Origin of the sequence: Mycobacterium terramassiliense (genome assembly GCF_900157385.1) — a bacterium.
In the GTDB taxonomy this organism is placed as follows: Bacteria; Actinomycetota; Actinomycetes; order Mycobacteriales; family Mycobacteriaceae; genus Mycobacterium; species Mycobacterium terramassiliense.
This window is the reverse complement of record NZ_LT717697.1, coordinates 246,354-272,490: the sequence shown is the minus strand read 5'-3', so window position 1 is coordinate 272,490 and position 26,137 is coordinate 246,354. Positions and strand designations below refer to the sequence as shown.

The following is a 26,137-nucleotide window of genomic DNA, read 5'->3' as shown; positions in this document are numbered from 1 at the left end:
TCACGCCATTTCGGTTGGCAGGAAGGCGCTTTCGGCGGTGCCGAAGCGAATACCCGTGGCGTCCTTACCGATCAGCGTCAGGAACGCCACGGCGATCAACACCGGCACGATCGTCGCCGCCAGCGCGAAGGGATAGCCGTGCGACTCCGCCAGGCGTTCCTGAATCGGCAAGTTGAAGGCGGCCAGCAGGTTTCCCAGCTGGTAGGTCACGCCGGGGTAGAGTCCGCGGATCGCGTCGGGCGACATCTCGGTCAGGTGGGCGGGGATCACCCCCCACGCGCCCTGCACGCAGATCTGCATCAAAAACGAGCCGAGGCACAACATGGCCGCGCTGTGGGAGTAGGCGAACAGCGGCACGATCGGCAGGCCCAAAAAGGCGCAGAACATGATGGTGTGGCGGCGGCCGAATCGCTGTGACAGCGACCCGAAGAACAGCCCGCCGATGATGGCGCCGGCGTTGTAGACGATCACGATCCACTTGACGGTGACGCTGGACAGACCGGCGCCGTGGTTCGCGGTCGCCCCCAGGAAGGTGGGGTAGACGTCCTGGGTGCCGTGGCTCATCCAGTTGAACGCGGTCATCAGCAGCACGAGATAGATGAATCGACGGACGATCGCGGCGTCGCGCAGCACGTCGCGGATCCTGGTGCTGGTGAGCTTCATTCGATCCTGCGCGGCCTCCCAGACCTCGGACTCCTCGACGCGGTAGCGGATGATCAGGCTGACCAACGCCGGGACGATGCTCAGCCCGAACAACCACCGCCACGACAGGCCCAGCCAATTCATCACCACCAGTGAGGCGACGCTCGCCAGCAGGTAGCCGAAGGCGTATCCCTCCTGCAGCAACCCGGAGAAGAAGCCGCGCCGCTCGACGGGAACCTTCTCCATGGCGAGCGCGGCGCCCAGCCCCCACTCGCCGCCCATCCCGATGCCGTAGAGCACGCGCAGGATCACCAGGACCGTGAAGTTCGGCGCGAACGCGCACAGGAACCCGACGACGGAGTAGAAGATCACGTCCACCATCAACGGAAGCCGCCGCCCGACGCGGTCGGCCCACAACCCGAATATCAACGCGCCGACGGGGCGCATCAGCAGGGTGGCCGTCGTGACGAACGCGACCTCGGCCTTGCTGATATGGAAAGTCTTTGCGATGTCGGCGTAGACGAGCACGACGATGAAGTAGTCGAAGGCGTCCATCGTCCAGCCCAACAGCGCCGCGATGAAGGAGTTTCGCTGGTCGGCGGTCAAGCGTTGTGTGGTCACTTGAGCATCGTGCAGTACCAGTCGGCGATGCGCGAGAGTAAGTTCCGCATACATGCGAATCATCGATGCCGATGGACACGTCGCCGAGAACTCCTCGCTGGCGATCGAAGCGATCAAGCGCTGGCCCGACCACGTCAAGCCCAGCAGCGACGGGCGGCTGCGCTTGACGCTGGAGGGCCGCAACTACCCGGAGGACCAAGGCCCGGGAGCCGGTTGCCCGCCCGAGCACGGCATCAGCAAGGCGCCCGACATCAATTGCCGCTCACCCGAGGGCGTGCTCGGCGACGCCGACCGCGACCACATCGACACGATGGTGCTGTATCCGAGCATGGGGCTGTGCGCGCCCAGCCTCGAGGACCCCGAATTCGCCGCGGGATTCTCGCGGCTCTACAACCAGTGGATCGCCGATTACTGCGCCTCGTCCGGTGGCCGGTTGCGCGGCGTCGCCGTGACCCCGATCGAACACGGCCAGGCGGCCATCGACGTCATGACCGAGGCCAAGGAGCTCGGCCTGGTGGCGACCCTGGTACCGCCGGCGCTCAAGAGGCGCAACCTCGACCACCCCGACCTCGATCCGTTCTACGCGGCCGCCGTCGAGCTGCAGATGCCGCTGGGCGTTCACGGCGCCCCCGGCATCCACCTGCCGAAGATCGGCGTTGATCGCTTCACCAATTACATTCAGGTGCACTGCATCAGCTTTCCGTTCGACCAGATGACGGCGATGACCGCGATGGTGTCCGGCGGCGTGTTCGAGCGCCATCCCCAGTTGCGGGTCGCGTTTCTGGAGGCGGGCGCGGGGTGGGTGCCGTTCTTCATCGACCGGCTGCACGAGCATTACGAGAAGCGGGGGGACTGGGTGGAGCGCGGCTGGCGTCGCGACCCGCACGAATACCTGGCGGCGGGCAACATCTTTGTGACCTGCGAGCCGGAGGAGCCGATCCTGCCCGGCGTGATCGATGTGCTCGGCGCCGACTTCATCATGTTCGCCAGCGACTACCCGCACTGGGACGGCGAATGGCCGGAGAGCACCAAGCACCTGCGCACCCGCGCGGACATCAGCGAGGAGGCCCGCGAAAAGATCGGCGGGCTCAACGCGCAGCGCTTCTACAACCTGAACTGAGCCGGGTGGGAGGATTCACTCTATGGGCCCTTTTCTGCTTCGCGCCGCACTGACCGGACTCGCCATGTGGATCGTCACCCTCTTCATGCACGGGATCAGATTCGTCGGTGGCAGCACCACGCTGCAAACCGTCGCCATCATCTTCGTCGTCGCCGTAATCTTCGGTCTGGTCAACGCGTTCATCAAGCCGGTCGTCCAGATCCTGTCGATCCCGCTCTACATCCTGACGCTGGGGCTCATTCATATCGTGATCAACGCCTTGATGTTGTGGATCACCGCGTGGATCACCGCGCACACCACGCACTGGGGGCTGCAGATCGACCATTTCTGGTGGACGGCGATCTGGGCCGCCATCCTGTTGTCGATCGTGAGCTGGGTGCTGTCGCTGGTGATCCGCGACGTCACCCGCGCCTGAGGCGCCTAAATCTCTAGCGGCCCTGCCAGCGCGGCGACCGCTTCTCGGCGAAGGCGCGGGGACCCTCCTTGGCGTCCTCGGTCTCGAAAACCCGGTCGCTGTGCCGTGTTTCGTTGTCGTAGGCCGCCCCGAGGTCAAGCGCCAAACCCTCGACGGCGGATTGTTTCGTCGCGAAGACGGCGAGCGGTGCGTTGGCCGTGATGCGCTCGGCGTAGTCATACGCGGTGTCCATCAGCCGGTCGGCGGGGACCACCCGGTTGATCAGCCCCATGGCCAGGGCGCGTTCCGCGTCGACCATGTCGGCGGTCAGCAACAGCTCCATCGCGAGCGGGTACGGCATCTGACGGGGCAGCCGGACGGTGCTCCCACCCCCGGCGAACAGGCCGCGCTTGGGCTCCATCACCGCGAAGCGTGCCTCGGGCACGGCGACGCGAATGTCGGTTGAGGTCAGCATCTCGAAGCCGCCCGCGACGCAGGTGCCGTTGACGGCCGCGACGATCGGCTTGTACACCGGGAACCGGTGCAACACGGCGTGGATCGCGTCGTCCTTGTTCCAGCCCTCGGGCTTGGGCAGGTCCCCGGTGAGTTCCGGGATGAATTTCTTGAGGTCGGCGCCCGTGCAGAAGTCCCGGCCGACGCCGGTGATCACGGCGACCCAGGCGCGATCGTCGTCGCGGAACGCCGCCCACGCGCGGGCCAGATCGCGGAAGTGCCCCATGTCCAGCGAATTGCGAGTCTCGGGGCGGTTGATCGTGATGGTCGCGACGTGGGCCTGCAGCGCGTAGTCGATGCTCATCGCCCCTCCGAGTGGCTGACCAAGCGCAGCACGTCGCGCGCGCAACCCCACGACAGGGTCACGCCGTTGCCGCCGTGTCCGTAGTTGTGGATGCAGCGGGCCCGCCCGAGCGGCTCGGCCTGTACCCGCACCGCCGGCCGGTCCGGCCGTAGCGCGGTGATCGTCTCGATCACCTCGGCCTCGCGCAGCCGTGGCTCGATCCGCCGGCACCGCCGCAGGATGCGGTCGGTCACCTCCGGATCCGGGGTCATGTCCCAGCGGTCGGGAATGCTGATCCCACCGCACACCACCCGCTGCGGGTGGGGGAAGAAGCAGGTCCATTCCCGGCCGTGGGTCAACTCGATAAACAGTTGCCGCACACCGGGGTTCGCCAGGACGACGTGCTGGCCGAACAGCGGCCGCACCGAGTCGTCGCCGGTCAGGGCTCTTGCGCCGAGCCCGGCACAGTTGACGACGACCGGAGCGGCGTCGGCGGCCTCGGCCAGCGACCGGACCGGGCGCAACTCGATCTCGCAGCCCGCGGCGGCCAGCCGGCGGGTCAGGTAGTCGAGATAGTGCGGCATGTCGATCATCGGCATCCTGGCGCGGAATCCGGCGCCGAAGCCGTCCGGCACATCCGCCGGATCGGCGGGCCGGAGGTCAGGGATCAGCGTGGCCGCGGGCGAGGCCGCCTCGGCCCCGATGAAATCCCCGACGGCCAGCGCCGGCGCCAGGAGAACGCCCGTGTCCGCGTCGTCGGCCAGTTCGCGAAACACCCGCAGGGAATGCGCGGTCCAGTCCAGAGTCGCCGCGGCGCGTTCCGCCGGGCGAGGCGGTGCCCATACCGCACCCGCCACCACCGAGGTCGTCTCCTGTGGCAGCGCGGCCGTCCACACCCGCACCGGCCAACCCGCCTCGGCCAGGCAGATGGCCGAGGTCAAGCCGCTGACGCCGGCACCGATGACGACAATCTGGTGCGGGTCACCCGCGTCACTTGCCAATCGCGCCGAGCTCCCGTCAGGGATGGGGGGGTGGCGGGCTGTTCTGGCCGCCGAGCAGCCCGTTGAGGATGCCGAGAGTGCCCTGCACACCCGCAGGTGGCGCAGTGGGCGGTGGGGTGGCGTCGGGCGTGAGCTGCCAGGGCTGGCAGCCCGTAGTCTTGAACGCCTTGTCGGTGGGTTCGATCTGCACTACCTGTGGCTTTTTGCTCAGGGCGTTGTCGACGAGGTTGCCGTCGGGGTTGCCCGTCCGCTTCCAGTAGCAGGTGCCGTCGCCGACGGGTCCCGCCGAGCTGTAGATGCCGGGCGCGATGTCGCTTCCCACCGCGAACGTGCCGTCGTGGTCCATCGTGGTCTTCGGCCCGGGTGGCGGCGTCGGCTCCGGATCGGCGCCGGCGACGACCGCCGATGCCGCCCAGCCGGCAAGCAGCACTCCAGCGGCAACAGATCGTGCCGCCACGGATGCTTTAACCTTGAACCCCACGAGGCAGCAGCCTACCGGTGCGAGCGACCCATTTCATCTAGACGTCGACGGGGGCGAAACGGAAGGCTCAATGCGAGGCTCGTTGCTAGCCACTGTGGCATCAGCGATGTCGTAGCGAGCCCCCCCGGCTTTGGCTCCCACCCCGCCTGTCCCAATTCCGGCCGCCTTCAACCCGGTAATGGGCGTGAGCGGGCCGGGGACAAGCCATTCCCCCGGTCCCGGGGCTGGCGCTGGCGTCGGCAACGGCTGGGCATCGCTCGGCGGCGGGTTGCCGCTATCGCCCGAGCAAAGCATGCCGTTGGGGAGTTGCTCTGTGGGACTGTGATCTCCGATGGCTTCAGACACCTCTGACACCGAGCAGCTGGGACAGCGACCCCAGTAAATGACCTCGGCCCCGTCGAGGTGGAAGCCGTTGGTGTCCGAAACGGTCATGCAGGGTGCCACGCCGACGGCACAGTCGACGTCGGCGATGGCCCCGCAACTCCGGCAGACCATGTGATGGTGGTTGTCGCCGACGCGAGTTTCGTAGCGCGCTACCGAGCCCGGGGGCTGAACCCGTCGCAACAGACCGACGTCGGTCAGCGCGTGCAAGATGTCGTACACCGCCTGCCGGGACACGTCGGGCAGGCAGGCGCGCACGGCTTCGATGATCGTTTCCGTGTCGGCGTGCGGGTTCAGGTGCACCGAATGCAGCACCGCGATCCGCGGGCGGGTAACGCGCAGATCGGCCGAACGAAGACGCTCCGCATAGCGCGCCACCGAGGGCACCTGTACGAGGTGAAGATCTTTTCTGGAATTGATCACGCCTCTGCCCTTCTCGTCGGATCGCGAAACCCGTCAACCTCGCAGCGCGAGAACGCACTAGAGCGGTACTGTCGCGGCGCAGCCAAGATTAGGGTCCTTGGGCACCTTGCGGCGCGTTTTGAACCAAAAAGCGACACCCATTTTCGGCGCACGATACTAGTGTTAACCAAACCTTGGGTCCGCGCGACCGGGGGCCTCTGGGTAGCGCAAAGCGCGCTTCGCCGGGTGCGCTGCTGCCGCTGGCGGGCGGCTGATCCGTCGGCGGTCCGCACGACGCGTATGAGTAACGCGGTGCGCCCGCGTCCTCGACGGATTGCACCGTCCCACCTCGGCCGCGAACCTTGCCGCGGATCACCTCGAGATCATCGTCCACGGTGCAGCCCGGGTGGTCACACATCCAGCAGATGTTTGGCCGCACACGACCCGCGGATAGCGGAAAGCGTTGTCAGGGAAGGGATTGTTACGTCAGACGACGTACTTTGCCGGCGTAGCCCAGCGCGTGCTCGTAGGTGTCGAGGTTGTCGCGGGAAATCCTCGCGTGCACCGGACGCTCGAGGAAGAAGCGCAGCACGGGGTTGTAGGCGTGGTAGGTCTCGTGGAAGGTCAGCACGGTGGTGCCGTCGGGCTGCTCCTCGAGTTGGTGATAGCCCTCGGCGCGCGACCACAGCGGCGCGCCGACCGCGACGTATCGCGACAGCTTGTTCATCTCCGCCTCGGTCACGGTTTCCCACGACCGCGCTCTGCCGCCCGACAGCAGGTACTTGGGGACCGGGAAGACGCAGGTGCGGACCAGGCCCTCACCGGCCTCGTTGCCCTCGTTGAGGATCTCCATGCTGCCCGTCGGCCACGTGAGCACCCGCGGCTTCGGCGCGTTCGGCGGAACCGGCGGATGCAGCACCCGCCACACCTTCCTCGGCGGCGCGTCGACGTGGAATCGCACGGTGTAGGACTGCATCAGCGTTCTCCAACCAGATGTCCCCAGGTATCCCAATAAGTGATGGTCTCGGCGGGCGGCCGCCTGGCCGGCCGGAAGTCGGTGCCGATCGTGTAGGCGACGGGGAAAAGCGCGGCCTGGGTTGCCGTGTCCGGGATGTCGAGCAACTCGGCCACCTCGCGTTCCCTGGCCAGGTGCATCGTCGTCCACACCGACCCCAGGCCGCGGGACCGCAGCGCGAGCAGGAAGCTCCAGCCGGCCGGGATGATCGACGCCCAGGCCGAGGCGGCCGTCAGCAGGTTCGAGTTGTCGATGCGGTTGTCCAGGCAGGGGATGACGTGAACGGGAACGCGAGCCAGCGTCTCGGTCAGGGCCAGCGCGCCGGCATACACGCGCCGGGTCTGCGGATCGGACGCCTCCTTGGCCGCATACGCCAGATATTCAGCGCCGACGCCGCGATAGATCTCCGCGATCGCGGCGCGCTTGTCGGCATCGGTGACCACCAACCAGCGCCAGTCCTGGGCGTTGCTCGCGGTGGGCGCCTGCATGGCGAGTCGTATGCATTCGAGGATCACCTCGCGGCCGACGGGTCGGTCGAGGTCGAGGCGGTTGCGAACGGCGCGCGTGGTGCTCAGCAACTCGTCGACCGTCGCGATGTCCATCGGATCCTTACTCGTGTTGGTCGAAGCCCGATCAGAGCTCGATGGCGCAGGACTGGTCGACACCGAGCACCGCCAGGGAGCGGCCCAGGCCAAGGAACACCGCGACGCAGAGCGTCAGATCGAGGATCTCCTCGTCGGAGAACACCCCGCGCAGCCTCTCGAAGAACCCGTCGTCCATCGACGCGTGGTCGTTGGCGAAGCGCTCCGCAAACTCGATGGCAAGGCGCTGACGCGGGGTGTAGCCCGGGTAGCTGGCGTAGGCGGCGACGTTGTCGTAGAGCTCGGGGGCGACGCCGGCGTCCAGCACGGACTGGGCGCGGAAATCCGAGCAGGCGACGCAGTCGTTGATCTGGGCGATTCGCATCCGCGCCAGCTCCCGCTCCTCGGCCGGCAGAATGCTTTGCTCGTATGCGCCCCGGATCATCCGCTCGACCATGCCGCCGAGTTGCGGCCGCAGCGTCCAGATCATGGCGGGTTCGCCGCCGGGACCATCCGGCACATCGAGTCGGGCCATCCGTGAACTCCTGCCCGGTGAAGGTCGTTACCGTATCGAAGCAAACCAGATTCTCGACTCGGCTGTCTAGGTCGGCCAACGCCCCTCATTGTGCGTATGTAGACCCGGCGCGGCGACCGAAGAGCAGCCGGGCTACCGTCCGTCAAACGTGGGCGTTTAAAGCAGAGCGCCCCGTGTTTGGAGGTCTCGGCGTGCTGTACATGCACGAGGTACACAAGGTGCGCGGCCGCGCCGAAGACGAGTTCGAGGCCGCGTTTCGGGACGGCTGGATGCCCATGCTCGGCGCCGACGGGGATGCCCGGCTGCTGTGGTATGCCGATCACGCCCAGGGCAGCGGGCCGGCCTACACCGTCGTCACCGTCACCGCAGTGAAGGACGGGGCGGCGTGGGAAAGGCTCGCCCTGCGGGTGCAGCAGGGCGATTTGCAGAAGTGGATCCGCGGCCTCGACGAACTCCGCCACGAGGTCGAGGCCAAGCTGTTGGTCCCGCTCACGTGGTCGCCCCTGCAGGAAGTGTCGTTCGACGAGGTGCCGACCGACGGCCGGGAGCACGAGCTGACCCTCTACATGGAAGACACCATGTGGCCCTACCAGGACAAGTTCGAGGAATACATCGACCGCTGCGGCGACGTCTACGCCCGCAGCCTGGAGCGGCCGGGTTCCATGCTGACGATCCAGGCGGCCTTCCAGCCCGCCCTGGGCAGCCACCTGCGCCGCGAGGTCATCCTGATGCAGCGCATTAGACGGCCGGAGCAACTGCTCGAACTGCTGCGTACCCACATTCCGTCCGAATACCGGGCACCGGGCACGTGGATGCACGACGCCCTGGATCTGCGCGACCAGTGGACCAGCCGGCTGCTGCGTACCTCCGCGTGGTCACCCCTGTATTAGGCCCGCAGATGAACACCGGGACCATCCTTGACGCCGCCGCGACAGGCGACCCGACCCGGACCGCGCTCATCATCGACGGGCGCTTCATCAGTTACGGCGACCTGGCGGCGACGGTGCGGCGCTGCGCCGCCGCCCTGGCCGCTCGCGGGGTCGTGGCCGGCCAGCGCGTGGCCGTCGTCGACAACGGAAGCCTGCTGTCGGTCGCGACGCTGCTCGGCGCTGCGCGCATCGGCGCCGCCGCCGCGTTGATGAATCCCGCGCTGACGCCGCCCGAGTTGCAAGGGCTCCTGACGAACGCCGGCTGCGCCGCGGTGGCGGTAGCGGGGGAGCCGTATGTCGAGCGGCTCCGTGACGCGGGCGCGCCGACGGTATTGACGGTATCCGACCTCGCCGACGAAGAGCCCGAGCCGGCCCCGCCCACCGACGACTCCGACGCCCGGGACGCCCTGGTGCTGTTCACCAGCGGCACGACGGGGCTTCCCAAGGCCGTCGGCATCACGGGCCGGCGGCTCACCGCGCGGATCACAGGAATGGCGGCTCCCTTCCGGGCCGGAGCCAAACCCGCGATCGGGATGATGTGCGTCCCCTTCTTCCATGTCGGCGGCGCACTCGGCACGCTCGGCGGTCTGTACTCGGGCAATACCTCGGTGGTGCAGCCCCGGTTCGACGCCGGCGAATGGTTGCGTCTGGTCTCGGAGCACCGGGTGGCGACCACCTTCATGGTGCCGACGATGCTGCAGCGCATCCTCGACCACCCGGACTTTCCGAACACCGATCTGACGTCCTTGGTTGCCATCGCCTACGGGGCCGCCGCCGCGCCAATCACCTTGGTGCGCAGGGCGATGGCCGCGCTGCCGCACGTCGCGTTCGCCAACGTGTTCGGCCAGACCGAGACACTCGGGGCGTACACGACCCTGCTGCCCGACGACCACCGCGACCCGTCCCGCGCCGGTTCGGTCGGCCGCCCGCTACCCGGGGTCGAGGTGCGAGTGGTCGATCCCGCCACCGGCGACGACGTTGCGCCCGGAACGGTGGGGGAGCTATGGGTGCACACCACCCAGAACGTGACCGAAGGCTGGCTGCGCACCGGTGATCTCGGGCGCCGAGATTCCGACGGCTATATCTTCCCGTCCGGCCGGCTCAGCGACACCATCAATCGGGGCGGCGAGAAGTTCGGGCCGGTCGAGGTCGAGGAGGCGTTGCGTTCCCATCCCGCGGTGAGCGACGTCGCGGTCGCCGGGCTCGCCGACGAGGAGCTGGGCCAGCGGGTCGGGGCGGCCGTAGTGGCTTGCGCGCCAGTGACACTGGAGCAGCTGCGAGCGCATTGTCGTGAGTTGGTCGCGTACTTCAAGCTGCCCGAGCGGCTGGCGATCGTCGAGGAGATTCCCTACAACGCGACCGGCAAAGTCAGCCGGCACCAGATCGCCGCGCTCATCGTGGGCGAGACCTGAGCCAAACCTGAAAACCCGGGAGTGCCAGTGCTGTTTCTTCATGAGACCCACAAGGTGATCGGCGCGCGGCAGGAGGCGTTCGAGGCCGCCTACCGCGACGGCTGGATGCCGATGCTGGCCAACGAGGACAACGCGCGGCTGCTCTGGTACACCAACCACGCCCATGGCAGCGGGGCGTCCTACACCGTCGTCACCATCACCGGGATCAGCGACGGCGCCGCCTGGGAGAGCCTGGCCCGCCGGGCCCAGACCGGCGACCTTCGGCCGTGGATGCGCGAACTGGACAACCTGCGCCACGAGGTGACGGGCAAGCTGCTGCTGCCGGTCGCGTGGTCACCGCTCCAGACCGTCGACCTGGCCAGCGTGCCCACCACGGCTCAGACCCACCCACTGACCATGTTCATGGAGGACACCGGCTGGCCTCATGCGCCGCTGGACGACTACATCCGCTCCTGGGATGAGATCTATTACCGGCCGCTGTCCCGGGCGCCGGCCAGGATGCGCATCCTGGATATCCAGGCGTGCTTCCAGGTGGCCCACGGCAGCTATCGCCGCCGAGAAGCCATGCTGTGGCAGAAGATTGACGACTCCAACAACTATGCCGCCCTCGTCCACCTGCTCACCAAGGAAGTCCCCGCCGAGCACCGGGCGCCCGGCAGCTACATGTTCGAGGCCCTCAAGTTCCGCGATCAGTGGGAGAGCCGTCTGCTGCGGACCTCGGACTGGTCACCCCTGTACTGAGCTGGGCGCCCGGGGTTTCAGGATCCCGGCGGCCTCACCGACCATCTCGGCGACGACGTCAGCGACGGGTTGGACTCGGCGAACGCGCCCGACCGACTCGCCGACGATTATCGCCGCTGTGTCGAAATCCTCCTCAGCCGTTGCCGTTTCGAAGGCTGCCACCGCCTCTGCGACCGAACCCGACAATTGCTCCTCCTTGCCGTGCCAGGTGTCGAGGAAGGAGTTGCCCAGCGCACGCACCGTGTACTCGCCGGGCCAATCCAACCGCCGCACAACGTCATAGACCCGGGTGCGAACGGTTTCGTCGCCGCTTGCTCCGATGGCGCGCTGCTGGGCCAGCGGCGACACCGACGCCTCCGGAGTCGCCCAGAACCTGGTGCCCACCAGCGCCCCGTCGGCGCCGAGCGCCAGCGCCGCCGCCAGGCCCCTGCCATCGGCGACGCCGCCCGCGGCCACCACCAACGTCTGGGGCGCGCGTTCGGCGACGAGGTCGACGACGTCCGGCACCAGCGTGAAGGTCGAACGGACGGCCATCCCGTGTCCGCCCGCCTCGCCACCCTGAGCCACGATGACCTCCGCGCCCGCGTCCAGGGCCCGGCGCGCGTGCTCGAGGTTTTGTACCTGGGCGATGAGCGGAACGCCCGCGGCGTGAATGCGGTCGCCAAACGGCGCCAGCTCGCCGAACGACAACATGATCGTGGCGGGCCGCCGCGCCAGGGCCTCCTCGAGCAGCCCGGGCTGGCGCGCGATGCTCCACGTGATGAAGCCGCACCCGACCCGCGCCGCGCCGGCCCGGTCGAATTCGCTCTGCAGCCAGTCTCTTTCGCCGTAGCCACCGCCGATGAGGCCCAGGCCGCCGGCCGATGTCACCGCAGCCGCGAGGCGGCCCCCCGAGATTCCGGCCATCGGCGCGAGCAGGATCGGGTGTTCGATCCCGAAGAATTGGGTGAGGCGGGTGTCCAGGGTCATGTCAGCTCCCCGGTAAGGAACTGCGCGCGGCCGTGCCCGAAAGACCAATCCTCATCGCCGTTTTCGGTGATCGAGACGATCAGATCGGCAGGGTCGATCCCGCACCTCTCGGAGAGGCTGAGCGCCAGCAGCTCGTAGAACTTCTCCTTCAACGCCCGGGTGCGTCGCCGGCTCACCATGTGCACGATCACCTGCTGCGCCGACCGGGTGATGCCAAGGCCGGTGTCCCAGGCGACGATTTCGTGGGCCGGATGGGTGCGCACCACCTGGTAGCGGTCGCGCGGCGGCACGCCGAACGCCTCGACCACCGCCTCGTGGACGGCGTCCAGCAGCGCCCGAACCTGCGCCGGCGTGCGGCCCTCGATGAGGTCGATGTACAACAACGGCATTTTGTGTCCCTCTTTCTGTGTCCTGCCTCGACGCTACGACCGGAGAAATCGGCTGTGAAATGCCTGCTGTCATCGATCTATGCTTGTCAGGCATGGGTGCGCTGGACGGTGGCCGAGTCGAGTTGCGCCACCTCCGGGCGTTCGAGGCGGTGGCGCGGCTCAAGTCGTTCACCCGCGCCGCAGACGAACTCAGCATCACCCAGCCGGCGCTCAGCCGTACCATCCAGCAGTTGGAAGACGCGCTGGGCGTGACGCTGCTCGATCGCAGTTCCCGGCACGTCGAGACGACCCGGGCCGGACGGACATTCCTTGATCATGTCGAGCGGGCCCTGGCCGAGCTGGAGCTCGGGTTCGGCGCGGTCCGCCGGCAAGCCAGCATCCGCCTGGGGTTCAGCTGGTTGTTGCCCGACCCCTGGGCCCAGGACACCGTCGCCAGCTTCGAGCGGGCCACCGGGACGGCGGTCCGGTTGGTCCGCACCGACAACACTCTGACGGCGGTGCAGCAGGGAAAGGTCGACGTCGCGGTGGTGCGCGGGCAGGTGGCCTCGACCGCGGTGCGGGTCGTCCACCTGTTCAACGAGTCGAGGGTGGCGGTGTGCTCGGTTCACTCGGCCCTGGCCGAGCTGCCGGAGCTGGCCTGGGCCGAGGTGCCACGGTGGCCGTTGGTGGTCAACACCGCCAGCGGCACCACCGGACCGTGGTCGTGGCCCGCGGGCGCGGGCCCGGAAACCATCGTCGAGACAACGAATTTCGACGAGTGGATCGAATCCGTCGCGGCCGATCGGGGCATCGGCGTGATTCCCGACGTAGCCGTCAGGCGCAACATTCACCCCGGCGTGCGGTTTATCGCGCTGCGGGGGGCGCCCGAAAGCCCCGTCTCACTCGCGTTTCTGCCCCGCGCCCGCAACGCCGTGCTGCGCCGCTTCGTCGAAGCCGCCCTGGAAAGTGCTCAAGCGATCTGAGTGCGCACCCACGGCCGGTTGCCGCGGCGTGTCGTCGCCGTGAGCGCACGCCGCACCGGCGACCGATTGCAGGAATGGCTCCACGACGGCGAGAAAGCCCTGCGGATCGGAGGAGAACACCACATGCCCGGTGTCGAGGATCTCGAGGCGGGAATGGGGGATCGCCGCATGGGTTGCGCGCCCGGCACTCAGCGGTATGGCGATGTCTTTCTTGCCCCACACGACGAGAGTGGGCGCGGACAGGCCGGCCGCGCGGCCACGCAGGTCGTGCTCGGCGGTGGCGAAGCTTCGCCACAGGGCGGCGCCCGTCCGGACGCCCTCGGCCGTCTTGGCCGCCGCGACCGCGCGGGCGGCGATCTCGCGATCGCTGTCGGTCTGGGCCTTCAGGTAGCCACGGACGAACAGCGGAGCGGCCCGGCGGAACACCGCCGGCCTCCCAAGCACGCGACAGGACGCGCGCGACAACGGGTTCCACGGGACAAACCCGCCCGAGTTGACCAGCACCAATCCCGCCACCAACGCGGGTCGGTTGATCGCCAGCCGCGCGGACGCGAACCCGCCGACCGAGTTCCCGATCAGCACGGCGCGCTTCAGGCCAAGGCCGTCGACGACGTCCTCGAGCACGTCCGCGAACAGCGGTGCGCCGGCCTGAAGGGCGGCGTCCACGGGATCGGATTCCCCATGCCCGGGCCAGTCCACCGCGATGGTGCGGTAGCGGCGGGCCAGCGCCTCCACGATCGGGTCGAAGTCGTGCCGGTCATGCAGCGTGGCGTGCAGCAACAAAACGGTTGGGCCACTGCCCAATTCGCGATAGGCAACGCGTCCGGCCCGGGTTCGGATGGTCGTCATGCGGGTCCCTCTCGATGATTGACCGACTGGTCGGTCATCCGTTACGCTACAACGGCGCCACCGCCGTGACAAGGAGGCAATCGACATGCAAACGGCCCCGCCGCCGGAAGCGCCATTCGCCGACAAGATGGCCTACTACCGAACCCAACACACGTCAACCGGGGTCAGGGCAACCCATCTCGTCGGCACGCCGATCATCGCCGCCGGCATGCCGCTCCTGCTCGCCAAGCCGAGAGTCGGCGCCGCGATGTTCGCCGGGGGGTGGGTCATGCAGATCCTCGGGCACCGGCTGTTCGAGAAGAACCTGCCGTCGACCCACCAGGGGTGGATCACCTACCAACTCGCCGGCGTGATCCACGTCTGTGAGCAGTACGGCGAACTGCTGGCCCGCCGCAGCCGACGCAAAGCCGGCCGGGCGGTCACGCGGTGAGGCCCCCGGAGCCGGGACGCAATGCGCTGCTGGACGCGGGCCAGCGGCTGCTGGGCTCGGCCGACCTGGCCCGGATCTCGGTCAACGCGATCGTCGCCGAGGCCGGCATGGCCAAAGGCAGCTTCTATCAGCACTGGCCCAGCCGGTCGGAATACCTGCGGGCCTTGCACGCCCGGTTCCATGACGACCTGCAGGAGTCGATCACCGCGGCGATGGGCGACCTGCCGCCGGGCCGCGACCGGCTCGAAGCCGGGATGAACGCCTACCTCGACGGCTGCTTGGCCGACCCGGCCACCAAGGCCCTACTCGTCCAATCACGCACCGAGGCCGGGCTGAGCGATTTGGTGGCCGCGCGCAACCAGAGTTCGGCCACGCTGATACTGCCGGACCTGGCCGCGCTCGGCTGGGCCCCGCCGGAGCCGGTCGCGGTGCTCCTCGTCGCGGCGGTTGCGGAGATCGCCCTGATCGAGCTGGCCGGCGGGAAGCGCGACAAACAGCTACGCCGCGGTCTGCTTCGGCTCGCGACCCGAACGGGCTAGCAAGTACCCGTCAGGGCTTGCAGGCGGGCTCCAGCGGAAGCACCGGCCCGCCCGATTGCAGGGACAGCAGGTACAGGTAGGTCGCCAGCGAATGTTCGCACAGCACCGAGTATTTCACCAGCACACGCGGCGGAAGCGGCGCCAGCCGTATCGGGTTCAGGTCGTAGCGGGTGAGCACATGCTCATAGTCGACCGGAGGCGGCAACGCGGTAACGACGTCCAGCCGGTTCGCGACGCGAAAGGAATTCTTGACCACCTGGTCGAAAGTGCTTGCAAACAGCGAATCCCCGGTGCGCGGACTGGCATAGGTGTAGACGGCCGGGTCGGTGAATGTCGTGTTCGCCGCGACGTCGAGCGCGAGCAGCGTCGCCAGGGCACCGCCCAGGCTGTGCCCGCAGATCGTGATGGCGCCGACGGGCTGTGAAAATGGAAGCGTCGCAAGCGCTTTGACGAGCGATGGCACCCCCGGGACGGTGGCGGCCCGCAGGGACTGGTACATCTCGGTGAAGCCGTCTTCGGTATGGCCGGCGCCGGCCAGGAAGGGGCAGGGCACCTGGAGAAATTCGGCGTCGTGAATCCATTCCAGCGTTCCCTCGGTGCCGCGGAGCGCGATTGCCACGTCGCCGGTCTTGTTCTCCTGGCAGACCAGTCCGATGGACACCTCGACGTCTGCTCGGGCCGGGTTCATGTCCGTCGCAAGGTCATTGGCGTAGATCGTGGTGACCACGGTGTAGTCGGTGCCGCCGGCGGTCAAGGGCTGGCCCGCCTTGTTCGTCAGATCGCCCGGCGAAATCCCGTAGGTGGCGTTGACGAGCTGGCCGAATTCGATTGCGGTGGTTACATCGAACGCCGGCGGTGTCGAAGGCATCAGCCCGCGAAAGTTCCGGTGAACTGCGCCTGTCCGGACGCGGCCCGAGCGATCGCCTGAGCCGCCCGCGGCCCGGCGAGTCCCGGCGGGAGCTCGTATGTGGCGGGAAGCTGGTAGAGGGTGAACCGGTAGTGGTGCACGCCGGTGCCAGCGGGCGGGCAGGGCCCGCTGTACCCGGCCTGGCCGGCCGAGTTCGGCAGGCCGATCCCGCCGGCGGGCGTCTGACCATCCGCGGTGCTACCGGCGCCGGGAGGGATTCCGACGACAAGCCAGTGCACGTAGGGACCGCGCGGGGCGTCGGGGTCGTCGACAACGAGCGCCGCGCCCAACGGCGCCGACCATGTCAGCGGCGGCGCGACGCCGGCCCCCTTGCAGGTGTACTGCGCGGGAATGGGCGCACCGTCGGCGAACGCCGGGCTGCTGATGAGCAGCGGTCCGTCGGCGGGCGCCTGGGCGACGGTGCGACCAAGGGTGGTCACCTTGAGCGTCGACGAACCCGTCATGCGGCCGCCATCGCTGCCGCCGCACCCGGGCAGTGCCGCCAGCAGCGCCAGACCAGCCGTGATCGATGCGATGCGGTGAAATGTCGATTCCATAGGGGACAGTGTCGCTCCCGAAGCGTGGGTCCGGAAGCTACTTGCCACCCTTGACTTCGAGCACACGCCTGCGCAATCCGTCGGTCGCCGTCTCCATCAGCCCTTTGGCGCCCCGCTTGACGAGGAACCCCGGGACCGGCGCGGACAGGTCGACGGTGAGGTCGAAACGCACCCGGGTGGAATCGCCCTCGGGCGTCAGCGTGTAACGGCCCTCCTGCGCGCGTTGCTGCTTGGAGCTCTCCAGCGTCCAGCCCACGCCGTCGTCGTGGACGGAGTAATCGAGCACCTGCTCGTCGGCGACGCCCACGATCTTCACCGTCTGTCGCGATTTGCTCGGACGGCCCTCGTCGTCGCGCTCCAGGATTTCGACCTTCTTGTGAATCGAGGACCATTCGGTCAGCGACTCGAGGTCGAACAGCACGTGCATGATCTCGTCGGGCGTCGCGTCGATGACGACTTCGCGGGATTCGGTGATAGCCATGACCGACTATGTAGCCACTGTCGCGGTGACAAAAACTCAGGGCACCAGGACGACCTTGCCGACGTTCTCCCGGGCGGCGAGGATGCGGTGGGCTTCGGGCGCCTCGGCGAACGGCACCGCCGCGTGCACGACCGGGGCGATCGTGCCGTCGTCGAGCGCCTTGGCCAGGGGAGTGATCCAGGGCTCGAGCGTGCCGCGGTCGTCCCACAGCCGCAGCATGTTGATGCCGATCACGGCCTTGGACTCCGAGAGCTGGTCCAGCAGGTTGAACCCGCGCAGCATCGCCAGCGCGTGCGGCGCGGCCACGCGTAGCGAGCGCTTCTCCCCGTGCTGCATCGCCGAAACCCCGTAGCCCACCAGCCTTCCGCCCGGGCGCAGCAGGGCATACGACCGTCGCAACGACGTGCCGCCCAGCGCGTCGAGCACCACGTCGTAGGGGCCCAGGCCCTTCCACCAGCCGTCGCGGCGGTAGTCGATGGCCCGGTCCACGCCCAGCTCGGCCAGCTTCGCGTGCTTGGCGGGCGACGCGGTGCCGTGCACTTCGGCCCCGGCGGCCTTCGCGAATTGCACCGCGGCGATGCCGACACCGCCGGCGGCGGCGTGCACCAGGACCCGCTCGCCGGCGCGCAACGACCCGTAACCGTGCAGCGCGGCCCATGCTGTCGCGTAGTTGACGGGCACGGCCGCGCCCTGTTCGAAGCTCAGCGCGTCGGGAAGCCGCACGGAATCGTTTGCCGCGACATTGACGACCTCGGCGTAGCCACCGAATCGCGTGCCCGCCAGCACCCGTTCGCCGACTCGGCCGGCGTCGACACCGTCGCCGACCGCCTCGACCGTCCCGGCCACTTCGTAGCCAACCACCGTGGGCAGTTTCGGAGCATCGGGGTACATGCCGACTCGGGCGAGGTGGTCGGCGAAGTTCACCCCGGCCGCGCGCACGGCGACCCGCAGCTGGCCCGGGCCCGGCGGCGGCGGGTCGGGGCGCTGTTGGACCTCCAAGACCGAAGGGCCGCCGTGCTTGGTGATGACGATAGCGCGCATCGTAATTCCTCCTCGCGGATTCAGGCCTGGGCGGCGGCGTCGGAAAGGCGGGGAAGAACGACGTCGCGCCAGCCGGGACCCATGCGATCGAAGGCCTCGGCCATCCTTTTGTCGTTGAGGTCAAAACCGCTGTGTTCCAAGAACACTCGGGTTCCGGAACCTTCGGGCTCCAGGCGCCAGGTGAGCGTCCAGGCCGCGGTGAAGGTATAGACGAAGCGGTGCGGGGGATCGACCTCGAGCACCTGGCACGGCTGCCTGCCGTAGCCGGGCATGTCCAGGGTGAACTGGTGGCCGACCACCGCGGCCACGTCCCCCTGGGCCCACCACCGTCCCAGCAGCTCCGGTTCGGTCAAAAGCCGCCACACCTTCGCCGGTGGCGCGGCGACGAATTGGTCGACCCGGATGACGGCGGGCGCCCTGCCTGCCACGGGTGTCTCGGTCATTCCAGCTCCTCGGCCGCCTCGGCGAGCCCGACCAGTCGAGCGCGCCAGAACTTCTCGAACGGATGCAGCCACTCGCCGAGCTGCGCCAGCGGTTCCGCGGTCAGACGGTAGATGCGCCGGCGCCCTTGCGGCTCGTCGGCCACCAGCCCGGCGTCGCGCAACACCTTGAGGTGCTCGGCGACGGCCGGGCGGCTGAGCTCGAACCGGTCGCTGAGTTCCCCCGCGGACAGCGGCTGTGCGGTGAGCAGCTCCAGCAGCTCCCGACGCACCGGGTTCGCCAGGGCAACAAACACGCGATCGGCCGCGGCCACCCGGCCACGATATGTCGGGCATTCCCGACATGTCAACTTTTTCCGACATGTCCCACCGCGGCCCCGCTGCGGCTACCGTCCTGTTTGTGCACTTCGTTTGGGAACGACTGACCGACACCGTGCATCGCTGCCGGTTGGCGTTCTGCGACGTCACGATCGGGCTGGTGCGCGGCGCCGACGGAGCGCTGATCATCGACACCGGCACCACCCTCGCCGAAGCCGCCGCGATCGAGGCCGATGCACGACAAATCACCGGGCGCCACGTGACGCACGTTGTGCTGACGCACAAGCACTTCGACCATGTATTGGGTTGCTCGGCGTTCGGCGCCGCCGAAATCTATTGCGCGCCTGAGGTTGTCGAATATCTGACCTCGCACACCGGTCACCTTCGCGAACACGCGCTCAGCTACGGCGCGAAAGCCGCCGACGTCGATCGCGCGATTGCGGCGTTGAAGCCACCCCGGAGCGGGCTCTACGACGCCGCGATCGATCTCGGCGGCCGCACCGTCACGGTGACGCACCCGGGGCGCGGCCACACGACAGCGGACCTGGTCGTGGTGGTGTTGCCCGCCCGGGACGATCAACGCGACCCGGTCGTGGTGTTCACCGGTGATCTGGTCGAGGAGTCCGCCGATCCGTACATCGACGCCGATTCCGATGTGGCGGCCTGGCCGGCAACCCTTGATCGAGTCCTCGAGATTGGTGGTCCCCAAGCCGTGTACGTGCCGGGCCACGGCAAGGTGGTCGACGCCGAGTTCATCCGGCGCCAGCGGGATTGGTTGAGCGCCCGCGGCAGCCCGCGATGAGCGCCGCCGGCGAATGGCGTTGCGGCGCTTGGTGTTGGATGACGGCGCCGACAGGGGATGGCGGTGGGACCGGCCCAACGGGCGCCGCGGGCGCGAAACGCCGGAGTACGGCGGGGCTACAGTTTCGGTTCGGGACTATTTACCCCTGATTGAACCGCTATGTCCGGGGATAAACTCACGGTCAGCGGATTCGTGCTGAAAGAGGAGCGTAACCCCATGGCCATCATCGAAACGGACACCGAGGTCCGCACGCCGTTCGAGCAGGACATCGAGGCTACGCAGCGATATTTCGAGGGCTCCCGATTTGCCGGGATCACCCGCCTCTACACGGCCCGCCAAGTCGCCGAGCAGCGCGGCACGATCCCTACCGACTACACCGTGGCGCGGGAAGCGGCGGCGGCGTTTTACGACCGGCTGCGCGAACTCTTCGCGGCGAAGAAGAGCATCACGACGTTCGGCCCGTATTCGCCCGGCCAGGCGGTCAGCATGAAGCGGATGGGGATCGAGGGCATCTACCTCGGCGGGTGGGCGACCTCGGCCAAGGGCTCAACGACCGAGGACCCCGGACCCGACCTCGCCAGCTACCCGTTGAGCCAGGTGCCCGACGACGCGGCCGTCCTGGTGCGGGCCCTGCTCACCGCCGACCGGAATCAGCAGTACCTGCGTCGGAACATGAGCGAACTGCAGCGCGCGACCGCACCGGAGTACGACTACCGGCCGTTCATCATCGCCGACGCCGACACCGGCCACGGCGGGGACCCGCACGTGCGCAACCTGATCCGCCGGTTCGTGGAGGTCGGCGTGCCCGGCTACCACATCGAGGACCAGCGCCCCGGCACCAAGAAGTGCGGCCATCAGGGGGGCAAGGTGCTGGTGCCGTCGGACGAGCAGATCAAGCGCCTCAACGCCGCCCGCTTCCAGCTCGACATCATGCGGGTGCCGGGCATCATCGTCGCGCGCACCGACGCCGAGGCGGCCAACCTGATCGACAGCCGCGCCGACGAGCGCGACCAGCCGTTCCTGCTCGGCGCCACCAACCTGAAGATTCCGTCCTACAAGGCCTGCTTCCTGGCGCTGGTTCGACGCTTCTATGAGCTGGGAGTCAAGGAACTCAATGGCCACCTGCTCTATGCGATGTGCGACTCCGAGTACGCCAGCGCCACCGCGTGGCTGGAGCGCCAGGGCATTCAGGGCCTGATCTCCGACGCCATCAACGCGTGGCGGGAGGACGGCAAGCAATCGATCGACGACCTCTTCGACCAGGTCGAGTCGCGGTTCGTCGCCGCCTGGGAGGACGACGCCGGGCTGATGACGTACTCCGAGGCCGTGGCGGAGGTCCTCGCGTTCGGCGAGAGCGAGGATGAGCCGACGGGCATGACCGCCGACGAGTGGCGCCACTTCGCCGAGCGAGTCTCGCTCTACGAGGCGAGGGAGAAGGCGAAGGAACTGGGCGTCGACCCTCCGTGGGACTGCGAGCTGGCGAAGACCCCGGAGGGCTACTACCAGATCCGTGGCGGCATTCCGTACGCCATCGCCAAGTCGCTCGCGGCGGCGCCGTTCGCCGACATCCTCTGGATGGAAACGAAGACAGCGGATCTCGCCGACGCGCGGCAGTTCGCCGACGCCATCCACGCCAAGTTCCCCGACCAGATGCTGGCCTACAACCTCTCGCCGTCGTTCAACTGGGACACCACCGGCATGACCGACGAGGAGATGCGGCGCTTCCCCGAAGAGCTCGGCAAGATGGGCTTCGTCTTCAACTTCATCACCTACGGCGGACACCAGATCGACGGTGTCGCCGCCGAGGAGTTCGCCACCGCCCTGAGGCAGGACGGCATGCTGGCGCTGGCCCGCCTGCAACGGAAGATGCGCCTGGTCGAGTCCCCCTACCGCACACCGCAAACCCTGGTCGGCGGGCCGCGCAGCGATGCGGCGCTGACCGCCTCCTCGGGCCGGGCCGCGACCACCAAGGCGATGGGCGAGGGTTCGACCCAGCACCAGCACCTGGTGCAAACCGAGGTGCCGAAGAAGCTGCTCGAGGAGTGGCTGGCGATGTGGAGCGAGTACTACCAGCTCGGCGAGAAGCTGCGCGTGCAGCTGCGGCCCCGCCGCGCGGGCTCGGACGTGCTCGAACTCGGCATCTACGGCAACGGCGAGGAGCAATTGGCGAATGTCGTCGTCGATCCGATCAAGGACCGGCACGGCCGCAGCATCCTTCAGGTGCGCGACCAGAACACCTTCGCCGAGAAGCTGCGGCAGAAGCGGCTGATGACCCTGATCCACCTGTGGCTGGTGCACCGCTTCAAGGCCGACGCGGTGATCTACGTGACGCCGACCGAGGACAACCTCTACCAGACTTCGAAGATGAAGTCCCACGGCATCTTCAGCGAGGTCTATCAGGAGGTCGGCGAGATCATCGTCGCCGAGGTGAATCGCCCGCGCATCACCGAGCTGCTGACGCCCGACCGCGTGGCACTGCGCAAGCTGATCACCAAGGAGGGGTAGGACGCCCTCGCCGATCAGTCCTGGAAGAAGACGCCTGACAGCTCGTAGCCTGCGTTTTCTGCCCCCGAGACCAGGCTGCTCACCGAGAGCGGCAGCGCGCCTGTGTTGAGGAATCCCGAGACACCACCGCCCAGATTGTTGAAGCCGGAAATCAGGTTGCCGTAGTTCTGGTAACCGGAGCCGCCGAGGACCCCGCCCATCGGGTTCGCGTTGAACCAGCCCGACAGCGCCGCGCCGTTGTTGCCGAAGCCCGAGTCGCCGCCGGCTCCCGTGTTGAAGAACCCCGAGGACGGAGCGGTGCTCGAGTTGAAGAAGCCCGGGGCCGACGGGATGTCGATGCCCACGATGGTGGTGCTGGGCAGGTGGATGCTCGGGACAGTGAGCGCCGGGGTGGTGAAGCTGCCGAGCCCGACCGGCGGGACGGTGAAGGGCTGCGTCGTGACCGGAGGGACGCTGACCTGGGGGAGGGTAAACCCGCCCAACCCGATCGAGGGCACCGTGTAAGGCGTCGTCGTCACCGCCGGAGAGCTCACCTGCGGCAACGTGAACCCACCCAACCCGATCGACGGCACCGTGTACGGCGTCGTGGTGACCGCGGGGGTGGAGACCTGCGGCAACGTGAACCCACTCAACCCGATCGAGGGCACCGTGTACGGCGTCGTCGTCACCGCGGGGGTGGAGACCTGCGGCAGGGTAAAGCCACTCAGGGCGATGGGGTCGATGGTGACGCTGGGGATGGTGATAGCCGGCAGGTTCAATGCCGGGAAGGTGAACGACTCTATGGCCACGGGAAAATAAAATCCGCTGACGTGACCGCCGCCGATCGTAATATATGCATCGGGCGCCCCTGAGTAAATGGGATTTCCGTTGATGTCGAAGCCGGAGATGTAGTTACCACCGATCATGGGGTACAGCCCGCTGACACCCGTTTGCAAGAAAGTAATATTGTTGGGAATAAATATGTGAATGTTGTCGATTTCAATCTCGGGCAGGCCGAAATATCCGAGGGTGATTGTCGTGAGTATTCGTGGAGTAGTGAATGGGGCTGTGGTTATCCCGTTTATCGTAATTGATGGAGTTTGTATCGTGGGCAGGCTGAATCCTCCCACGGTCACGCCAGCCGGCGAGACAAGCGGCGGAATCGTCAACGGCGGCAACGTAATCTCCGGCAAACTAAACCCACCCACCGCAACATTCGCCGGCGACGTCAACGCCGGAAAAGTAAACGACGGCAACGTAATCTCCGGTAAACTAAACCCACCCACCGCAACATTCGCCGGCGACGTCAACGCCGGAAAAGTAAACGACGGCAACGTAATCTCGGGCAAACTAAACGCGCCTACCGTTACGTTCGGCGGCGACTGCAACGCCGGAATGGTGATGGGCGGGAGGCTGATGGCGGGCAGATTGAATGCGGGAATGGATATTCCGGGTACTTCGAGCGGCGGCAGCGTCAGGTCGGGCGTCGTGAACGCCCAGTGGAGTCCGCCCTGGCCGATGCCCCGGTAGAGGACGCCGGTATTCAGATCGCCGCCGTTGTATAGGCCGTTATTCATGTTGCCGGTGTTGAAGGCACCGGTGTTGACGTTGCCGGTATTGAAGAAGCCGGTGTTTGCGCTACCCGTGTTGAAGCTTCCGGTGTTGGACGCGCCCGGGTTGAAATTGCCGCTGTTGTAGTTCCCGGTGTCCAGGGTGCCGGTGTTGGCCAAGCCTGCGTCGAACACGCCGGTGTTGACCGAGCCCGCATTGAAAAAGCCCGTGTTGGCCATGCCCGAGTTGCCGATGCCGGTGTTATAGCTGCCGGAGTTCCCGATGCCGAAGTTTCCCGTGCCGGAGTTGAAGAAACCGATGTTTCCAGTCCCGGAGTTGAACAAGCCGAGGTTGCCGCTGCCCGAATTGAGGCCGCCGATGTTGAACTGGTCGATGCCCGCGGGCCCAAGGCCGATGTAGGTGTTGCCGATGCCGATCCGGTTGTTGCCCGTGAGACCGATGCCGAGGTTGTTGTTGCCGGTGTTCCCGATTCCCAGGTTGGCGCTGCCGGCGTTCCCGACACCGAAGTTGCCGGCGCCCGCGTTGCCGACGCCGACGTTGCCGAACCCCAGGTTGCCGAGGCCGACGTTGGAGTTGCCGGAGTTTCCGAAGCCGCCGTTGGAATCGCCCAGGTTGGCTCCGCCGAGGTTGCCAAGGCCCACGTTGGCGTTGCCCACGTTGCCCCCGCCGACGTTGGCGAGGCCCAGATTGAGAGTGGTCGTCTTGGGCGTGGCGGCGGCCGCATTTGCGCCCGGCGGCCGAGTGAACGGCGCCAGGGCCGCGACGGCCTCCGACGCCTCGGCGTGGTAGTTGGACATGGTGGCTACCGCGTGGGCCCACATCTGCTCGTATTCGCCCTCGGCGATCGCGATCGCGTGCGCGTTTTGCCCGAAAAGGTTCGACATCACCAACGTCACCAACTGAGAACGGTTGGCCGCCACCAGAGCTGGCTGCACCATCGCCGCCTGTGCCGACTCGAACCCGTTCGCGATTGCCCGGGCCTGCGCGGCCGCCCGCTCGGCGCCGGTTGCCGCCGAGGCTAGCCAGCTCGCGTGCGGACTGGCCGCGGCCGTCATCGCTGCCGATGACGCGCCCTGCCACGCGCCGTCTGCGAGCCCGGACGTGACCGCCCCGAAGGAGGCTCCGGCCGCGGCCAACTCGGCGGCCAGGCCGTCCCACGCCGTCGCTGCGGCCAACATCGGCGCCGACCCCACACCGGTGAACAGGTTGGCCGAGTTGACCTCCGGCGGCAGCACTAAGAAGCTCATTTATTTCATCCTTTCCCGTCGGATCGGGACAACGAAGCGCACGGCAATATGGCGACGGCCGAGCCCGGCCCGTCGTCAGAGAGCTTTTGGTTGCGCATACGCTAAGCGCATTGGCCCTGGCAGACGAGGCACGTTATTAAATAAATATCTAATCGTTATATAACCGTGATTATATATCGGTCGTCCTGTAAAATTTGTTTACACGGAGCCAAGCCTCTCGAATTCGCGCGATCAGCGTCAATTACTCGGAGATTGTTTGCAAGCGCGATTCGCCAGTGTCCGAGAGGGGCGGCCGCAACCGGACGAAACCTTCGCCCTAGCAATAGTTGCATAGGTGTATAATTGCGGTATTACTCCACGTTGAGAGGAGTGGCTGATGAAGGCACCAACTAAGGCGGCCATCGCGATGTTCGGCGGCGCGGCTGCGGTCGCTGTGACGGTCGGATTCGGTGGCGTAGGCATCGGCCCGGTGGGCAGCGCATCGACGACGACCCAGCCGTCGTCCGTCGCGCCGGCTCCGGCACCTCACGCCGGGGTCCATGCGGCGACCCTGACCGGCTGCATTTCCGGCTCGAACTGCTAGGCCCCGAATCCCCGGCAGCCGCTGGATCGCTCGATCCGGCGGCCCCGTGCATTCCGGGCCGCCGTCGCCATCGGCGGTGTTTCCACCCGTTTGCCGCCGCGCGTGCCCGGGTACGGAGAAGTGGACTGCAAACCAGTGGTGCGAGGGGATTGGGGAAGCGATGAGATCAGGAGCCAGGAACGCCGTCGCGCTGTTGGGCGGTTCGGCGATGCTCGTGTTGGCGGTCGGATGCGGCGGCGGCAACAAGGGGCCGAGCAGCAGCAGCACGACGCCGTCGACCACCACCACTCCCACGTCGAGCGTCGCGCCGTCCACAGCACCCGGTGGGGGCGGCGGGTCGACCACCACCACTCCCACGTCGAGCGTCGCGCCGTCCACAGCACCCGGTGGGTCCGCCGGGGGCGGCGGCGGTGGACCGGGCGGCGGCGGCGGGTGCGTCGGCAACCTCTGCGGCGGCTACTGATCGCTCACCGTCGATGACGACTTGCTCCGATAGCCGGTGGGGCCACGTGAATC

29 protein-coding genes and 1 pseudogene are annotated in these 26,137 nt (G+C 67.5%); 12 read left to right on the top strand and 18 right to left on the bottom strand.

Annotated features, from left to right (window positions below; translation table 11 throughout):
- Complete coding sequence (locus MTAB308_RS01420) at positions 1–1,263, bottom strand: MFS transporter (RefSeq protein ID WP_173842101.1); 1,263 nt, start codon at positions 1,261–1,263, stop codon at positions 1–3.
- Positions 1,264–1,315: 52 nt separating this feature from the next.
- On the opposite strand from MTAB308_RS01420, the gene MTAB308_RS01415 reads away from it, so the two are divergent.
- On the top strand, positions 1,316–2,383 hold the full coding sequence (locus MTAB308_RS01415; protein ID WP_077097161.1) for an amidohydrolase family protein: 1,068 nt from the start codon (positions 1,316–1,318) through the stop codon (positions 2,381–2,383).
- Between the two features lie 22 nt (positions 2,384–2,405).
- Complete coding sequence (locus MTAB308_RS01410) at positions 2,406–2,798, top strand: phage holin family protein (RefSeq protein ID WP_077097159.1); 393 nt, start codon at positions 2,406–2,408, stop codon at positions 2,796–2,798.
- 13 nt (positions 2,799–2,811) lie between these two features.
- Here MTAB308_RS01410 and MTAB308_RS01405 read toward each other — a convergent pair whose 3' ends face one another.
- The 7 genes and pseudogenes from MTAB308_RS01405 to MTAB308_RS01375 all read right to left on the bottom strand — a co-directional run bounded on the left by MTAB308_RS01405 (position 2,812) and on the right by MTAB308_RS01375 (position 7,969).
- On the bottom strand, positions 2,812–3,594 hold the full coding sequence (locus tag MTAB308_RS01405; RefSeq protein ID WP_077097157.1) for an enoyl-CoA hydratase/isomerase family protein: 783 nt from the start codon (positions 3,592–3,594) through the stop codon (positions 2,812–2,814).
- The gene (locus tag MTAB308_RS01400; RefSeq protein WP_077097155.1) at positions 3,591–4,574 is read right to left on the bottom strand and encodes an FAD-dependent oxidoreductase; all 984 of its coding nucleotides are present in this window, start codon (positions 4,572–4,574) and stop codon (positions 3,591–3,593) included. Before MTAB308_RS01400 ends, MTAB308_RS01405 begins: the two co-directional genes overlap by 4 nt.
- 16 nt (positions 4,575–4,590) lie before the next feature.
- On the bottom strand, positions 4,591–5,055 hold the full coding sequence (locus MTAB308_RS01395) for an Rv1352/Rv1906c domain-containing protein (protein ID WP_077097153.1): 465 nt from the start codon (positions 5,053–5,055) through the stop codon (positions 4,591–4,593).
- A 318-nt stretch (positions 5,056–5,373) separates the two neighbouring features.
- Positions 5,374–5,823: pseudogene (locus MTAB308_RS29540) on the bottom strand (Fur family transcriptional regulator); the annotation flags it as partial.
- 496 nt (positions 5,824–6,319) lie between these two features.
- On the bottom strand, positions 6,320–6,814 hold the full coding sequence (locus MTAB308_RS01385; protein ID WP_077097151.1) for an SRPBCC family protein: 495 nt from the start codon (positions 6,812–6,814) through the stop codon (positions 6,320–6,322).
- The gene (locus MTAB308_RS01380) at positions 6,814–7,455 is read right to left on the bottom strand and encodes a nitroreductase family protein (RefSeq protein WP_077097149.1); all 642 of its coding nucleotides are present in this window, start codon (positions 7,453–7,455) and stop codon (positions 6,814–6,816) included. Before MTAB308_RS01380 ends, MTAB308_RS01385 begins: the two co-directional genes overlap by 1 nt.
- A 31-nt stretch (positions 7,456–7,486) precedes the next feature.
- Positions 7,487–7,969, bottom strand: a complete 483-nt coding sequence (locus MTAB308_RS01375; protein WP_077097147.1) for a carboxymuconolactone decarboxylase family protein — start codon at positions 7,967–7,969, stop codon at positions 7,487–7,489.
- A gap of 173 nt (positions 7,970–8,142) precedes the next feature.
- Here MTAB308_RS01375 and MTAB308_RS01370 point away from each other — a divergent pair, with 173 nt between their 5' ends.
- From MTAB308_RS01370 to MTAB308_RS01360, 3 genes are read left to right on the top strand one after another with little or no spacing between them, the layout of a single operon-like run.
- Positions 8,143–8,859, top strand: a complete 717-nt coding sequence (locus MTAB308_RS01370) for a hypothetical protein (RefSeq protein ID WP_245831183.1) — start codon at positions 8,143–8,145, stop codon at positions 8,857–8,859.
- An 8-nt stretch (positions 8,860–8,867) separates the two neighbouring features.
- Complete coding sequence (locus MTAB308_RS01365) at positions 8,868–10,310, top strand: class I adenylate-forming enzyme family protein (RefSeq protein ID WP_077097144.1); 1,443 nt, start codon at positions 8,868–8,870, stop codon at positions 10,308–10,310.
- A 27-nt stretch (positions 10,311–10,337) separates the two neighbouring features.
- Positions 10,338–11,051, top strand: coding sequence for a hypothetical protein (locus MTAB308_RS01360; protein WP_077097427.1), 714 nt, complete (start codon positions 10,338–10,340; stop codon positions 11,049–11,051).
- Here MTAB308_RS01360 and MTAB308_RS01355 read toward each other — a convergent pair.
- Both MTAB308_RS01355 and MTAB308_RS01350 read right to left on the bottom strand, forming a co-directional pair.
- Positions 11,037–12,020, bottom strand: coding sequence for an NAD(P)H-dependent flavin oxidoreductase (locus MTAB308_RS01355; protein ID WP_077097142.1), 984 nt, complete (start codon positions 12,018–12,020; stop codon positions 11,037–11,039). The genes MTAB308_RS01360 and MTAB308_RS01355 overlap by 15 nt on opposite strands.
- A complete protein-coding gene (locus MTAB308_RS01350; RefSeq protein ID WP_077097140.1) occupies positions 12,017–12,409 on the bottom strand; it encodes a tautomerase family protein in 393 nt (130 codons plus the stop codon). Before MTAB308_RS01350 ends, MTAB308_RS01355 begins: the two co-directional genes overlap by 4 nt.
- A gap of 92 nt (positions 12,410–12,501) precedes the next feature.
- Here MTAB308_RS01350 and MTAB308_RS01345 point away from each other — a divergent pair, with 92 nt between their 5' ends.
- A complete protein-coding gene (locus MTAB308_RS01345) occupies positions 12,502–13,371 on the top strand; it encodes a LysR family transcriptional regulator (protein ID WP_077097139.1) in 870 nt (289 codons plus the stop codon).
- Here the strand turns inward: MTAB308_RS01345 and MTAB308_RS01340 are convergent.
- Positions 13,288–14,220: an alpha/beta fold hydrolase gene (locus MTAB308_RS01340; protein WP_077097137.1), complete on the bottom strand. Its 933-nt coding sequence runs from the start codon at positions 14,218–14,220 to the stop codon at positions 13,288–13,290. The genes MTAB308_RS01345 and MTAB308_RS01340 overlap by 84 nt on opposite strands.
- An 85-nt stretch (positions 14,221–14,305) precedes the next feature.
- Between MTAB308_RS01340 and MTAB308_RS01335 the strand changes: the two genes are divergently transcribed.
- Both MTAB308_RS01335 and MTAB308_RS01330 read left to right on the top strand, forming a co-directional pair.
- Entirely contained in the window at positions 14,306–14,650 is a 345-nt protein-coding gene (locus tag MTAB308_RS01335; RefSeq protein WP_077097136.1) for a DUF962 domain-containing protein, read from the top strand.
- Positions 14,647–15,189: a TetR/AcrR family transcriptional regulator gene (locus tag MTAB308_RS01330; protein WP_077097134.1), complete on the top strand. Its 543-nt coding sequence runs from the start codon at positions 14,647–14,649 to the stop codon at positions 15,187–15,189. Before MTAB308_RS01335 ends, MTAB308_RS01330 begins: the two co-directional genes overlap by 4 nt.
- A 10-nt stretch (positions 15,190–15,199) precedes the next feature.
- Here MTAB308_RS01330 and MTAB308_RS01325 read toward each other — a convergent pair whose 3' ends face one another.
- From MTAB308_RS01325 to MTAB308_RS01300, 6 genes are read right to left on the bottom strand one after another with little or no spacing between them, the layout of a single operon-like run.
- Positions 15,200–16,057: a lipase family protein gene (locus MTAB308_RS01325; RefSeq protein ID WP_077097131.1), complete on the bottom strand. Its 858-nt coding sequence runs from the start codon at positions 16,055–16,057 to the stop codon at positions 15,200–15,202.
- Entirely contained in the window at positions 16,057–16,653 is a 597-nt protein-coding gene (locus MTAB308_RS01320; protein WP_077097129.1) for a YbhB/YbcL family Raf kinase inhibitor-like protein, read from the bottom strand. The genes MTAB308_RS01325 and MTAB308_RS01320 overlap by 1 nt, the downstream gene beginning before the upstream one ends.
- 37 nt (positions 16,654–16,690) lie before the next feature.
- Positions 16,691–17,134 (bottom strand): SRPBCC family protein, encoded by a 444-nt coding sequence (locus MTAB308_RS01315; protein ID WP_077097127.1) that lies wholly within the window; start codon positions 17,132–17,134, stop codon positions 16,691–16,693.
- Positions 17,135–17,170: 36 nt separating this feature from the next.
- Positions 17,171–18,175 (bottom strand): zinc-binding dehydrogenase, encoded by a 1,005-nt coding sequence (locus MTAB308_RS01310; protein ID WP_077097125.1) that lies wholly within the window; start codon positions 18,173–18,175, stop codon positions 17,171–17,173.
- Positions 18,176–18,195: 20 nt separating this feature from the next.
- Positions 18,196–18,618, bottom strand: a complete 423-nt coding sequence (locus MTAB308_RS01305) for an SRPBCC family protein (RefSeq protein WP_077097123.1) — start codon at positions 18,616–18,618, stop codon at positions 18,196–18,198.
- Positions 18,615–18,929, bottom strand: coding sequence for an ArsR/SmtB family transcription factor (locus MTAB308_RS01300; protein ID WP_077097121.1), 315 nt, complete (start codon positions 18,927–18,929; stop codon positions 18,615–18,617). The genes MTAB308_RS01305 and MTAB308_RS01300 overlap by 4 nt, the downstream gene beginning before the upstream one ends.
- An 86-nt stretch (positions 18,930–19,015) precedes the next feature.
- On the opposite strand from MTAB308_RS01300, the gene MTAB308_RS01295 reads away from it, so the two are divergent.
- Complete coding sequence (locus MTAB308_RS01295; protein WP_077097425.1) at positions 19,016–19,735, top strand: MBL fold metallo-hydrolase; 720 nt, start codon at positions 19,016–19,018, stop codon at positions 19,733–19,735.
- Between the two features lie 216 nt (positions 19,736–19,951).
- Positions 19,952–22,240, top strand: a complete 2,289-nt coding sequence (gene aceA / locus MTAB308_RS01290) for an isocitrate lyase ICL2 (RefSeq protein ID WP_077097423.1) — start codon at positions 19,952–19,954, stop codon at positions 22,238–22,240.
- A gap of 14 nt (positions 22,241–22,254) precedes the next feature.
- On the opposite strand, the gene MTAB308_RS01285 is transcribed toward aceA, so the two are convergent.
- Entirely contained in the window at positions 22,255–25,038 is a 2,784-nt protein-coding gene (locus MTAB308_RS01285; RefSeq protein ID WP_077097119.1) for a PPE family protein, read from the bottom strand.
- A gap of 376 nt (positions 25,039–25,414) precedes the next feature.
- Here MTAB308_RS01285 and MTAB308_RS28800 point away from each other — a divergent pair, with 376 nt between their 5' ends.
- Both MTAB308_RS28800 and MTAB308_RS28795 read left to right on the top strand, forming a co-directional pair.
- Positions 25,415–25,621, top strand: a complete 207-nt coding sequence (locus tag MTAB308_RS28800; RefSeq protein ID WP_157900886.1) for a hypothetical protein — start codon at positions 25,415–25,417, stop codon at positions 25,619–25,621.
- A 160-nt stretch (positions 25,622–25,781) separates the two neighbouring features.
- Positions 25,782–26,084, top strand: coding sequence for a hypothetical protein (locus MTAB308_RS28795; RefSeq protein WP_077097117.1), 303 nt, complete (start codon positions 25,782–25,784; stop codon positions 26,082–26,084).
- Positions 26,085–26,137: the final 53 nt, after the last annotated feature.